Origin of the sequence: Tsukamurella pseudospumae, assembly GCF_001575195.1 — a bacterium.
Lineage (GTDB): Bacteria > Actinomycetota > Actinomycetes > Mycobacteriales > Mycobacteriaceae > Tsukamurella > Tsukamurella pseudospumae.
In genome coordinates this window covers 104,047-116,505 of the sequence record NZ_LSRF01000001.1, presented here as the reverse complement: position 1 = coordinate 116,505, position 12,459 = coordinate 104,047, and the positions used below count along the sequence as shown (strand labels likewise).

Genomic DNA, 12,459 nt, shown 5'->3' with positions numbered 1-12,459 from the left:
TCATCCCCTCAGATCGCGGCCGGTCAGGTCCAGGAACACGTCCTGCAGGGTCCGGGTCCCCACCCGCAGATCGGTGATCAGCGCGCCCTGCGCGGCGAGGTACGCGGCGGTGTCCGCGACGACGGTCGGCGTCACCTCGGCGCCGCGTACCACGTAGGTCGAGCCGTGCGCGTCGGTCGAGTCCACCGCCGCCGTGAAGCCGGTGCCCAGCCGGGCAGCGAGGGCCGCGGTGTCCAGGCCCGACGGTGCGCTCACGCGCAGTTCGTGCTCCGCACCGGCCCGCGTGAGTTCCTCCGGCGTACCGTCGGCCACCGCGCGGCCGCGGTCGATGATGACGACCCGGTCCGCGAGGGCCTCGGCCTCGTCGAGGAGGTGGGTGGTGAGCAGGACGGTGACCCCGTCGCGGCGCAGCGCGGCGATGAGGTCCCAGACGAGGAGGCGGGCCTGCGCGTCGAGCCCGGCGGTCGGCTCGTCGAGGAAGACCAGTTCGGGGCGCCCGACGAGGGCGCAGGCCAGGGCGAGGCGCTGCTGCTGTCCACCGGAGAGCCGGCGGTAGCTGACGTTCACCACGTCCTGCAGTCCCAGCGTCGAGAGCAGCCAGTCGGGGTCGTGGGGGTTCGCGGCGTACGCGGCCACGAGCCGGAGCATCTCGCCGGTCTTCGCACCGGGATAGGCGCCGCCGCCCTGCAGCATGACGCCGATCCGGGGCTTGAGGCGGGCCGCGTCGGCGACCGGGTCGAGCCCGAGGACCTCGACGGTACCGGAGTCGGGGGAGCCGAAGCCCTCGCACAGTTCGACGGTGGTGGTCTTACCGGCGCCGTTGGGGCCGAGCAGGGCCAGGACGCTGCCGCGCTCCACGGTGAGGTCGAGTCCGTCGACGGCGACGACGTCGCCGAATCGTTTGGTGACGGAGGTCGCGGACAGTGCGGGCACGGGAGATCAGCGTACTCGGCCGCGCGCGAGCCGCCGCTCGCGCCTGCGGGGCAGCTCGAAGGCCAGGTACACGGCCAGCGCCACGATCACGACGGTGCTCATCCCGGCCTTGGCGATGACATAGGGCTCGATCTCGCCGCCGTTGGGCATGAGCATCACCGACACCACGCTCGAGACGATCACCGCGGCCAGGCGGAAGCCGGGCGCCGTGGCCCACGCGGCCAGCGGGACGATGGCCCACAGCAGGTACCAGGGCTGGACCACCGGGAACAGTAGGACGAGCGCGGCCATCGAGATGCCGAGGGCGCCGACCGCGTGGATCCGGCCGGACAGGGTCGCGAGGAGCATGCGCAGCACGATCACCGCGGCCAGCGCGGCGGCGATCGGACGCGTGATGGCGAGGATCGCGGTGGTGTGGTCGCCGAGTCCCAGCAGGACGCCGACCAACCCGGTCGCCATGCCGAGGACCGTGGGGATCGACATCCACGAGCGGACCCGATTGGCCCCGCCCAGGGTCCCCGCGTCCAACCAGCCGTAACCCAGCCCGGTCACCTGGCAGACGACGACCACCACGATCACCAGCACGATCGCGAGGAAGCCGGCGGACAGCGCGACGGCGATCGGCGTGCGGCCCAGATCCGGCCGGAACTCCCGGATCGCGGTGCGCCAGTCGCGCAACCGCCCGCCGATGTCCGGGAAGGTGCCGCCCAGGCGCCGGGCGAGCGCCATGCCGATGAAGCCGAGCGCGAGCACGGAGGTGATCTTGATCAGGCTCGACGCGGCGATCGTCGCAGCGCCGGCGGTGAGCAGCCACCCGGTCCGGGTGGGCATCCATCCGTCCAGGAATCGTCGGCCGGAGGAGATCGCCCGCAGCGACCACTCCATGCCCACGAGCATCATCCCGAGCATGAGGCTCTCGTTGTGGATGCCCGCGATGAGATGGAAGATGACCAGCGGATTCGCGGCCCCGAGCCACAGGGCGGCCACCTCGTTGACGCCGCAGCGGCGGGCGAGCCGGGGGAGCGCCCACACGATCATCGCGACGCCGGCGAGCGCCAGCAGTCGGTGCGCGATCACGCCGGCGACCACGTTCTCCCCGGTCAGGGCCGTGATGCCGCGCCCCAGGTAGAGGAACAGGGGGCCGTACGGGGCGGGCGTGTCGCGCCAGATGTTGGGCACCGAGCGGGTGAAGACGTGGTCGATCCCGAGCGCCTTGGCGGGGCCGATGGCATAGGGGTCGAGGCCGCGCGCCGTGATCTCCGATTGCGCGAGGTAGGAGTAGACGTCCTTGCTGAACATCGGCGGGGCGAAGAGGAAGGGCAGCACCCACAGCGCGAGGATCCGGTCGAAGCCGCGGCGGGTGAGCCGGCGCGGCTGCGCGGGCACGGTGTGCGCGTTCGGGTTCAGGTACCCGATCGTGTACCGGCGCAGCAGCACCCACGCGATCATCAGCATCGCCGTGCCGACCATCGTCACCGTCAGCGCCGTGGACTGCATGCGGAACATCAGGCCGATGAGCCTGCGCCCGGCGATCGGGTTCTGCACCACCGGGAACGAGCCCACGCCCAGCGCGCCGAACGCGATGAGCACCGCCCCGACGCCGCCGAAGGTGGCGATCCTGCGGACCGTCCGCTTCTCCTGCGCGTTGAGGTCCGGGTACTGCTGCTCGTCGGTGTGCAGCCGGTTCACCGCGCCGCCCGCGCCCTGCGATCCCTGGTCCGACGGTGCCCCGTCGGGCTTGGTCAGGCCGAGGTAGTCCGCGAAGGTGCGCACGGGGGCGGGGAGGCAAGGGGTAGCGCGCACGTCCGCAAGAGTAGACGGTGGGCCGCACGTCCCGGGGCCGTCCGCCCGCTCAGTCCGGTCGCTCACCGGGGCTGAGCTTAGCCTGACCTTGCTGGAAGTGCTGGACGAATTAGGAAACAATCGTGTTGTGAAAAGCGAGCAGCACGAGGTTCACGCCTCGACGGCACAGCGTGACGGGGACACCCGTGACGCCGTGGTCGCGCTGCTCATGAACCGGGGCCAGGCCACCGCGGCCGATATCGGCGAGGCCCTGGGGATCACGACCACCGCCGTCCGCCGCCATCTCGACAATCTGCTCGAGGCGGGCGACGTGACGGTGGCGGCACCGTCGGGCCTGGCCAACCGCGGCCGGGGGCGCCCCGCCAAGGAGTTCCTGCTGACGCCCGCGGGGCGCCGGCAACTCGGGCAGGGGTACGACGTCCTCGCGGTCGACGCGCTGCGCGCGCTCCGCGAGGTCGGCGGCGAGGAGGCCGTGCGTGCGTTCGCGCGGCGCCGCGCCGAGCAGGCCATGAGCTCCGTCGGCGCAGCCCCCGGGCCGCAGGACCCGGTGGACGGCGCCCGTAGGATCGCGGCGGCCCTGTCGGCCGCCGGATTCAACGCCGATGCCCGGGAAGTGGGCAACGGCGTCCAGATCTGCCAGCACCACTGCCCGGTGTCGGAGGTCGCAGCCGAGTTCCCCGAATTGTGCGAGGCCGAAATTTCGGCGTTCGAGCAGGCGTTGGGAACACATGTACAGCGTCTGGCCACCATCGCCAATGGTGACCGCGCATGCACCACCCACGTGCCCCTCGAGCGCGTGGTACCGCGAGCAACCGCTAAGGAGCTTCGATGACAACGGTCGAGAACGGCCCGCTGTCCCAGGAGGAGACGATCGCGTCCCTGGGCACCTACGGCTACGGGTGGCACGATTCCGATGCCGCCGGCGCCTCGGCGCAGCGCGGCCTGTCTGATGCCGTCGTCGCCGACATCTCGGGCAAGAAGAACGAGTCCGAGTGGATGCTGAACCAGCGACTCAAGGCGCTGAGCATCTTCGAGAAGAAGCCGATGCCCACCTGGGGCAGCGACCTCGACGGCATCGACTTCGACAACATCAAGTACTTCGTGCGCTCCTCGGAGAAGCAGGCCGAGTCCTGGGAGGACCTGCCCGAGGACATCAAGAACACCTACGACAAGCTCGGCATCCCCGAGGCGGAGAAGCAGCGCCTCGTCGCCGGTGTCGCTGCGCAGTACGAGTCCGAGGTGGTCTACCACTCGATCCGCGAGGATCTGGAGGAGAAGGGTGTCATCTTCCTCGACACCGACACCGGCCTCAAGGAGCACCCGGAGCTGTTCGAGGAGTACTTCGGCTCGGTCATCCCCGCGGGCGACAACAAGTTCTCCGCGCTGAACACCGCCGTGTGGTCGGGCGGCTCGTTCATCTACGTGCCCAAGGGCGTCCACGTGGACATCCCGCTGCAGGCCTACTTCCGGATCAACACCGAGAACATGGGCCAGTTCGAGCGCACGCTGATCATCGTCGACGAGGACGCCTATGTGCACTACGTCGAGGGCTGCACCGCGCCGATCTACAAGTCGGATTCGCTGCACTCCGCCGTGGTCGAGATCGTCGTCAAGAAGGGCGGCCGCTGCCGCTACACGACCATCCAGAACTGGTCGAACAATGTCTACAACCTGGTCACCAAGCGCGCCAAGGCCGAGGCCGGCGCCACCATGGAGTGGATCGACGGCAACATCGGCTCCAAGGTCACCATGAAGTACCCGGCGGTGTGGATGATGGGCGAGCACGCCAAGGGCGAGGTGCTCTCCGTGGCCTTCGCCGGCGAGGGCCAGCACCAGGACACCGGCTCGAAGATGGTGCACTTCGCGCCGAACACCTCGAGCAACATCGTCAGCAAGTCGGTCGCCCGCGGCGGCGGCCGGGCCAGCTACCGCGGCCTGATCCAGATCAACAAGGGCGCGCACGGCAGCAAGTCCACGGTCAAGTGCGATGCGCTGCTGGTCGACACGATCTCCCGATCCGACACGTACCCGTACGTGGACATCCGCGAGGACGACGTGACGATGGGCCACGAGGCCACCGTCTCGAAGGTCTCCGACGATCAGCTGTTCTACCTGATGAGCCGCGGCCTCACCGAGGACGAGGCCATGGCCATGGTGGTGCGCGGTTTCGTCGAGCCGATCGCCAAGGAGCTGCCGATGGAGTACGCGCTCGAGCTGAACCGCCTGATCGAGCTTCAGATGGAAGGGTCCGTGGGCTAAGTGAGCAACACTCTCAACGAGGCTGTCGAGGCACATCCCGTCGCCAACAAGGGCGAGCTATTCACGTCCTTCGACGCGGCGGCCTTCGAGATCCCCAGCCACCGCGACGAGGCGTGGCGGTTCACCCCGCTGCGCCGCTTGCGGGGCCTGCACGACGGTTCCGCGCAGGCCGACGGTGCCGTGACCGCCACCGTCGACGCGACGCCCGAGGGCGTGTCCTTCGAGACCGTCGCCAAGGGCGACGAGCGGCTCGGCCAGGGTGGTACGCCCTTCGATCGCGTTGCGGCGCAGGCCTTCACGTCCATGACGGAGGCATTCGTGCTCACCGTCGCCAAGGAGGCGGAGGTCGCGGAGCCGGTCTTCGTCCGCATCGCCGGCCCCGGCGAGGGCAAGACCTCCTTCACGCACATCCAGGTGCGGCTCGAGCGCCACGCCCGCGCCGTGGTCGTGCTCGACCACACCGGCTCCGGCACGGTGGCCGAGAACGTCGAGGTCATCCTGGGCGACGGTGCGTCGCTCCAGATCATCGACGCGCAGGACTTCGCCGACGACGCGGTGTGGGTCACGCAGCACCACGTCCGCGTGGGCCGCGACGCCCATGTCCGGCACTTCGCCGTGCAGCTCGGCGGCGAGCTGGTCCGCATGACCCCCCGCGTGCAGTTCGACGCGCCCGGCGGCAACGCCGAGCTGTTCGGCCTGTACTTCGCCGACGACGGCCAGCACCTCGAGCAGCGCCTGCTGGTCGATCATGCGGTGCCGCACTGCAAGTCGAACGTGATCTACAAGGGCGCGTTGCAGGGCGATCCGTCGTCCAAGCTGCCCGACGCGCACACCGTCTGGGTGGGTGACGTGCTGATCCGCGCCGAGGCCGAGGGCACCGACACCTTCGAGCTCAACCGTAACCTGGTGCTCACCGACGGTGCGCGCGCCGATTCGGTGCCGAACCTGGAGATCGAGACCGGCGAGATCGAGGGCGCGGGCCACGCCAGCGCCACCGGCCGGTTCGACGACGAGCAGCTCTTCTACCTGCGTTCGCGCGGCATCCCGGAGGACGAGGCGCGCCGCCTCGTGGTCCGCGGCTTCTTCCAGGAGCTGATCGACCGGATCTCCGTCCCCGAGCTGCGCGAGCGACTCGCCGCCGCCATCGAACACGAACTCGCCACCGCCGGCGTCTGATACTCGAAGAAGGAATTACGTTGTCTACTCTGGAAATCCGTGATCTGCACGTCAACGTCGTGCAGGCGGACGAGAACGCCGAGCCGATCGAGATCCTCAAGGGCGTCGACCTGACCATCAAGTCCGGCGAGACCCACGCGATCATGGGCCCCAACGGCTCCGGCAAGTCCACGCTGAGCTACGCCATCGCGGGCCACCCCAAGTACGAGGTCACGCAGGGCACGATCACGCTCGACGGTGAGGACGTGCTGTCGATGACGGTCGACGAGCGCGCCCGTGCCGGCCTGTTCCTGGCCATGCAGTACCCCGTCGAGGTGCCCGGCGTCTCCATGTCCAACTTCCTGCGCTCGGCCGCCACCGCGGTCCGTGGCGAGGCCCCGAAGCTGCGGCACTGGGTCAAGGAGGTCAAGGACGCGATGGGCGAGCTGTCCATCGATGCGCAGTTCGGCGAGCGTTCGGTCAACGAGGGCTTCTCCGGCGGCGAGAAGAAGCGTCACGAGATCCTGCAGCTGGGTCTGCTCAAGCCGAAGTTCGCCATCCTCGACGAGACCGACTCGGGCCTCGACGTCGACGCCCTGCGCGTCGTCTCCGAGGGCGTGAACCGCTACGCGGAGCGCGAGCACGGCGGCATCCTGCTCATCACGCACTACACCCGCATCCTGCGCTACATCCACCCCGAGTTCGTGCACGTCTTCGTGAACGGCCGGATCGTGGAGTCGGGCGGCCCCGAGCTGGCCGACGAGTTGGAGGAGAACGGCTACGTGCGGTTCACCCAGGGCTCGGTAGCTGGCGCAGGGGCATGACCACAACGACCTTCGACGTGACGGCCGTGCGGCAGGATTTCCCGATCCTCGCCCGCACGGTCCGTGACGACAAACCGCTGGTCTACCTGGACTCCGGGGCCACCTCGCAGCGCCCGCGCCCGGTGCTCGACGCCGAGTGGGAGTTCCTCACCACGCACAACGCGGCGGTGCACCGCGGCGCGCACCAGCTGGCCGAGGAGGCCACCGACGCGTACGAGGACGCGCGCGCCGCGATCGCGGAATTCGTGCGGGTCTCGCCGGACGAGCTGGTGTTCACCAAGAACGCCACGGAGTCGCTGAACCTGGTGGCGTACACCCTCGGTGACGATCGCTCGGCCGCCGTGCTGGGCGGGCACCGCCTGCGTGAGGGCGACACGGTCGTGGTCACCGAGCTCGAGCATCACGCGAACCTGGTGCCCTGGCAGGAGCTGTGCCGGCGCACCGGAGCCACCCTCAAGTGGTACGGCGTCACCGACGACGGCCGCATCGACCTCGACTCGCTGGAGCTCGACGAGTCGGTGAAGATCGTCGCGTTCACGCACGCCTCCAACGTGACCGGCGCGATCGCGCCGGTGCCGGAGCTGGTGGCGCGGGCCCGTGCGGTCGGTGCCGTGGTCGTCCTCGACGCCTGCCAGTCGGTACCGCACAGCCCCGTCGACCTCGCGGCGCTGGACGTGGACTTCGCCGCGTTCTCGGGCCACAAGATGTACGGCCCGTCGGGTGTCGGCGTCCTGTACGGCAAGCGTGAGATCCTCACCCAGCTCCCGCCGTTCATCACGGGCGGCTCGATGATCGAGACCGTCACGATGGAGGTTTCGACCTACGCCGCGCCGCCGCAGCGGTTCGAGGCGGGCGTCCCGATGACCTCGCAGGTCGTGGGCCTCGGTGCTGCGGTGAAGTACCTGACCGCACTGGGCATGGACACGGTCGCGGCACACGAGCACGCGCTCGTGAGCGCCGCGCTCGATCGGCTCGGCGCCATCGAGGGGCTTCGGATCATCGGGCCCACCGAGAACCGGGACCGCGGCAGCGCGGTCTCGTTCGTGGTCGACGGGATCCACGCCCACGACCTCGGGCAGGTGCTCGACGACGAGGGCGTCGCGATCCGCGTGGGCCACCACTGCGCGTGGCCCCTGCACCGCCGGTTCGGCGTGGCCGCGACCGCGCGCGCGTCCTTCGGCGTCTACAACACCGCCGCTGAGGTGGACGTGCTCGGCGACGCGATCGTCAAGGCCCAGAAGTTCTTCGGGGTGATCTGATGCGCATGGAGCAGATGTACCAGGACGTGATCCTGGACCACTACAAGCACCCGCACCACCGCGGGCTGCGCGAGCCCTTCGGGGCCGAGGTCCACCACGTCAATCCCACGTGCGGGGACGAGGTGACCCTCCGGGTGCAGCTCTCCGACGACCACGAGACCGTCACCGACGTCTCGTACGACGGGCAGGGCTGCTCCATCTCGCAGGCGTCGACGTCCGTCCTCACCGACCAGGTGATCGGCGCGCCCGTCGGCGAGGCCCTGAAGATGTTGCAGTCGTACACCGAGATGCTGCAGTCCCGTGGTCAGCTCGAGGGCGACGAGGACCTCATCGGCGACGGCATCGCCTTCGTCGGCGTCTCGAAGTACCCGGCGCGCGTGAAGTGCGCGCTGCTCGGCTGGATGGCGTTCAAGGACGCCCTGTCCCAGATCATCGACTCGGAGGAGAAGACGGCATGAGCGAAAATGCTGCCGAGGCCACTGCGGCTGAGGCGACCGCGGCCGAACCGGCGCAGGCCGGCGACAATCCGCTGAACCTGCCCACCCTGTTCGACGTCGAGGAGGCCATGCGCGACGTGGTCGATCCCGAGCTGGGTATCAACGTGGTCGATCTGGGCCTCGTCTACGACCTCAAGGTGGACGACGATGCCGCCGTCCTCATCGACATGACGCTCACCTCGGCGGCGTGCCCGCTGCAGGACGTCATCGAGGACCAGACCCGCGCCGCGCTGGTCACCTCCGGGCTGGCCACCGACGCGAAGATCAACTGGGTCTGGCTGCCGCCGTGGGGCCCGGACAAGATCACCGACGACGGTCGCGAGCAGCTCCGCGCCCTCGGCTTCACGGTCTAGGGGCGCGGGCCGGGCGGCACGGCATCGGTGTCCGTGCGCGCACCGGGGAGCACCTACCCATATGGACGGGTATTGTCCTATTTCACGGTGAAAAGTCCAGTGCCGCAATATCATGTCGCCATGTTCGTTGACCTGGGTGTACGTGATTTCCTGGATAGAGCCGAGCTCGTGTATCCCGACCGGGTGGGGATGGTCGACGAGCCCGACCAGTCGGCACCGTCGTGGGGGGAGAAGACTTACGCCGAGATGGCGGCGCTGGCCCGCGGGCAGGCCGCGCGGCTCGACGAGCTCGGCGTGCCCGTGGGCGGCCGGGTCGCGATCGTTTCGCAGAACGCAGCGCGCCTGCTGACCTCGTTCTTCGGCGTCTCCGGCTGGGGCCGGATCCTGGTCCCGATCAACTTCCGCCTCGCGCCGGCGGAGGTCGAGTACATCGTCGAGGATTCCGGTGCGGAGGTGTTGATCGTCGACCCCGAGGTCGAGCACCTCCTCGATACCGTTACCGCCAAGCACGTCTTCGTGTTCGGCCGCGATGACGACGCGATCTTCGGAGCCACCGCCGAACCGCGTCCCTGGGCGGGCGATGAGACCGCCACGGCCACCATCAATTACACCTCCGGCACCACCGCGCGGCCGAAGGGCGTGCAGCTCACGCATCGGAACCTGTGGCTCAACGCCACCACCTTCGGCCTGCACATGTCGCTCACCGACAACGACGTGCTGCTGCACACGCTGCCCATGTTCCACGCCAACGGCTGGGGAATGCCCTTCGCCGCCACGGGAGTCGGGATCAAGCACGTCGTCCTCCGCAAGGTCGACGGTGCCGAGATCCTCCGCCGGGTACGTGATCACGGCGTCACCGTCATGTGCGCGGCCCCCGCCGTGGTCACGGCGGCGCTCGACGCGGCCGCCGAGTGGGTCGGCCCGATTCCGGGTAGTGGCACGGTCCGTGTCATCTGCGCGGGCGCCCCGCCGCCCACGCGCATCATCCACCGCGTCCGATTCGAACTGGGCTGGGAGTTCATCCAGATCTACGGCCTCACCGAGACCTCGCCGCTCCTCACGGTGAACCGCGAGCGTGCGGAGTGGGCCGCCGACGACCCGATGGAGGTGGCCCGCAGGCTGGGTCGCGCCGGGGCCCCGGCGCTCGGCGTGCGACTCAAGATCGACGAGGACGGCGAGATCCTCGCCCGCACCAACCATGCACTCACGGCCTACTGGAACAAGCCGGTCGAGACCGCCGAGGCGCTCGAGGGCGACTGGTTCCACACCGGTGACCGGGGGACCTTCGAGGGTGGCTACCTCACGATCGCCGACCGCAAGAAGGATGTCATCATCTCCGGCGGTGAGAACGTCACCTCCATCGAGGTCGAGGACGCGCTGGCGCTGCATCCCGCCGTGCGCGAGGTGGCCGTGATCGGTATCCCCGACGAGAAGTGGGGCGAACTGGTGACGGCGATCGTCGTGGCTGACGGCGTCACCTCGGAGGAGCTCATCACCCACACCCGCGAGCACCTCGCCGGCTACAAGTGCCCCAAGCGGATCGACTTCGTCAGCGAGCTGCCCCGCACCGCGACCGGCAAGATCCAGAAGTTCCTGCTGCGCTCGCCCTTCTGGGACTCCTTGGAGCGCAAGGTCAACTGACGCCTCTCACGCGTGCCAGGCGGTCGCGCCGACGTTGTCGATCATCCGCTGCAGCGAGCGGACCGTGGTGATGTACTCGTCGTCCGTGACGCCCTCGCGGATGGCCGCGAGGGCGGCGTGGACGTCGGACCAGGTCTCCTCCCGGCGCTGCTGCCCCGTCGGGCTGACAGTGAGGGCACCGTCGACCTCGAGGAGTAGGCCGGTCGCGACCAGGGCGAGCGCGTCCGGGCGGAGGGCGTCGTCGGTGTCGACGAAGCCGCGGTGGAACTCGACCACCTCGTCGATCGTGACCGCCGCGGGCCGGTCGGCGACGTAGTTGAGCGTCCACCGCTGGAGGTCTCCATGCCGACGACGCTAATTCCTCAATGATGCTTCAGGTCAAGGGTGCTTTCGGAGGTTCGGCGCACCGTCTGGGTGTCGGGGTGGGATGATGAGACCCAACGATAGAACACGTTCTACGCAGGAGGATGCCGTGTTCGAGTGGTCCGACGAAGACCTGATGGTGCGCGACGCGCTGCGCGCGTTCATCGACAAGGAGATCCGCCCGCACGTCGACGAGCTGGAGACGGGCGTCCTGCCGCCCTACGACATCACCCGGAAGATGCTGCGGACCTTCGGCATCGACCAGGTCAACCGGGAGAACCTCGCGGCGGAGCTCGCCGCCGAGGAGGCGGGGGAGACGCCCGGGGCCCCCGGTGGTGGTGGAGCCTCCAGCACCTTGTCTTCGTCGATGTTCCTCATCCTCAACGTCGAGATGGCCGGGGTCAGCCTCGGCCTCATCGGCTCGATGGGCGTCTCGATGGGGCTGACGGTGTCCACCATCAAGTCCCGCGGCACCCTCGCGCAGAAGAAGCGCTGGCTGCCCGAGCTGGTCACCATGGAGAAGGTGGGCGCCTGGGCGATCACGGAGCCCGACAGCGGCTCGGACGCGCTCGGGGGCATGAAGACGACGGTGCGCCGCGACGGCTCCGGCGGCTACATCCTCAAGGGACAGAAGACCTTCATCACCAACGGCCCGCACGCCGACACGATCGTCGTCTTCGCCAAGCTCGACGAGGGCGACGGTACGCCGATCCGCGACCGCAAGGTGCTCACCTTCGTGCTGGACACGGGCATGGAGGGGCTCACCCAGGGCAAGGCCTTCAAGAAGATGGGCATGATGAGCTCGCCCACCGGAGAGCTGTTCTTCGACGACGTCCACCTCGGCGCGGACCGGCTGCTCGGCGAGACCGAGGAGACGCCGGGCGGCGGCGGGGCGTCGGCGAAGGCCGGCTTCACCGCCGAGCGCATCGGCATCGCGGCGCTGAGTCTGGGCATCATCAACGAGGCGCAGCGGCTGTCGATCGACTACGCCCGCTCCCGCACCCTGTGGGGTCAGGAGATCGGGAAGTTCCAGCTCATCCAGCTCAAGCTCGCCGAGATGGAGGTGGCCCGGATCAACGTCCAGAACATGCTGTTCACGGCCATCGAGGCCTCCCGGGCCGGGAAACCGCCGACGCTGGCGCAGGCGTCCGCCATGAAGCTCTACAGCTCGCGGGCCGCGACCGAGGTGGCGATGGAGGCCGTGCAGCTCTTCGGCGGCAACGGCTACATGGCCGAGTACCGGGTCGAGCAGCTCGCCCGCGACGCGAAGTCGCTGATGATCTACGCGGGCAGCAACGAGATCCAGGTGACGCACGTGGCGAAGGGGCTGCTGCGCGGGGAGTAGGCCGCCCTACAACGCCGCCGGCCGGCC

12 protein-coding genes are annotated in these 12,459 nt (G+C 69.2%); 9 read left to right on the top strand and 3 right to left on the bottom strand.

Translation table 11 applies throughout. The features are described 5' to 3' along the window. A complete protein-coding gene (locus AXK60_RS00560; RefSeq protein WP_068569053.1) occupies positions 1–933 on the bottom strand; it encodes an ABC transporter ATP-binding protein in 933 nt (310 codons plus the stop codon). A gap of 6 nt (positions 934–939) precedes the next feature. Continuing rightward, positions 940–2,736, bottom strand: a complete 1,797-nt coding sequence (gene mptB, locus AXK60_RS00555; protein WP_068569052.1) for a polyprenol phosphomannose-dependent alpha 1,6 mannosyltransferase MptB — start codon at positions 2,734–2,736, stop codon at positions 940–942. A 127-nt stretch (positions 2,737–2,863) separates the two neighbouring features. Here mptB and AXK60_RS00550 point away from each other — a divergent pair, with 127 nt between their 5' ends. From AXK60_RS00550 to AXK60_RS00515, 8 genes are all read left to right on the top strand, one after another. Then, complete coding sequence (locus AXK60_RS00550) at positions 2,864–3,568, top strand: helix-turn-helix transcriptional regulator (RefSeq protein ID WP_068569051.1); 705 nt, start codon at positions 2,864–2,866, stop codon at positions 3,566–3,568. Further along, the gene (sufB, locus tag AXK60_RS00545) at positions 3,565–4,995 is read left to right on the top strand and encodes a Fe-S cluster assembly protein SufB (RefSeq protein ID WP_068569050.1); all 1,431 of its coding nucleotides are present in this window, start codon (positions 3,565–3,567) and stop codon (positions 4,993–4,995) included. The genes AXK60_RS00550 and sufB overlap by 4 nt, the downstream gene beginning before the upstream one ends. Next, positions 4,996–6,171 (top strand): Fe-S cluster assembly protein SufD, encoded by a 1,176-nt coding sequence (sufD, locus tag AXK60_RS00540; RefSeq protein WP_068569049.1) that lies wholly within the window; start codon positions 4,996–4,998, stop codon positions 6,169–6,171. Between the two features lie 20 nt (positions 6,172–6,191). Next, positions 6,192–6,974: a Fe-S cluster assembly ATPase SufC gene (gene sufC / locus AXK60_RS00535; RefSeq protein WP_068569048.1), complete on the top strand. Its 783-nt coding sequence runs from the start codon at positions 6,192–6,194 to the stop codon at positions 6,972–6,974. Further along, positions 6,971–8,233, top strand: a complete 1,263-nt coding sequence (locus AXK60_RS00530; RefSeq protein WP_068569047.1) for a cysteine desulfurase — start codon at positions 6,971–6,973, stop codon at positions 8,231–8,233. The genes sufC and AXK60_RS00530 overlap by 4 nt, the downstream gene beginning before the upstream one ends. Further along, entirely contained in the window at positions 8,233–8,691 is a 459-nt protein-coding gene (gene sufU / locus AXK60_RS00525; RefSeq protein ID WP_068569046.1) for a Fe-S cluster assembly sulfur transfer protein SufU, read from the top strand. Before AXK60_RS00530 ends, sufU begins: the two co-directional genes overlap by 1 nt. Continuing rightward, positions 8,688–9,083: a metal-sulfur cluster assembly factor gene (locus AXK60_RS00520; RefSeq protein ID WP_068569045.1), complete on the top strand. Its 396-nt coding sequence runs from the start codon at positions 8,688–8,690 to the stop codon at positions 9,081–9,083. Before sufU ends, AXK60_RS00520 begins: the two co-directional genes overlap by 4 nt. Positions 9,084–9,203: 120 nt before the next feature. Further along, positions 9,204–10,724 (top strand): AMP-binding protein, encoded by a 1,521-nt coding sequence (locus AXK60_RS00515; RefSeq protein ID WP_068569044.1) that lies wholly within the window; start codon positions 9,204–9,206, stop codon positions 10,722–10,724. Positions 10,725–10,730: 6 nt separating this feature from the next. Here the strand turns inward: AXK60_RS00515 and AXK60_RS00510 are convergent, their stop codons facing one another. Next, positions 10,731–11,000, bottom strand: coding sequence for a hypothetical protein (locus AXK60_RS00510; RefSeq protein WP_068569043.1), 270 nt, complete (start codon positions 10,998–11,000; stop codon positions 10,731–10,733). A 196-nt stretch (positions 11,001–11,196) separates the two neighbouring features. Between AXK60_RS00510 and AXK60_RS00505 the strand changes: the two genes are divergently transcribed. Continuing rightward, positions 11,197–12,432, top strand: a complete 1,236-nt coding sequence (locus AXK60_RS00505) for an acyl-CoA dehydrogenase family protein (RefSeq protein WP_068569042.1) — start codon at positions 11,197–11,199, stop codon at positions 12,430–12,432. Positions 12,433–12,459 lie beyond the last annotated feature (27 nt).

Bases quoted from the DNA above. Each gene is read 5' to 3' on its own strand.
- sufB (WP_068569050.1), top strand. From the start codon at position 3,565: ATGACAACGGTCGAGAACGGCCCGCTGTCCCAGGAGGAGACGATCGCG.
- AXK60_RS00530 (WP_068569047.1), top strand. From the start codon at position 6,971: ATGACCACAACGACCTTCGACGTGACGGCCGTGCGGCAGGATTTCCCG.
- sufU (WP_068569046.1), top strand. From the start codon at position 8,233: ATGCGCATGGAGCAGATGTACCAGGACGTGATCCTGGACCACTACAAG.
- AXK60_RS00520 (WP_068569045.1), top strand. From the start codon at position 8,688: ATGAGCGAAAATGCTGCCGAGGCCACTGCGGCTGAGGCGACCGCGGCC.
- AXK60_RS00515 (WP_068569044.1), top strand. From the start codon at position 9,204: ATGTTCGTTGACCTGGGTGTACGTGATTTCCTGGATAGAGCCGAGCTC.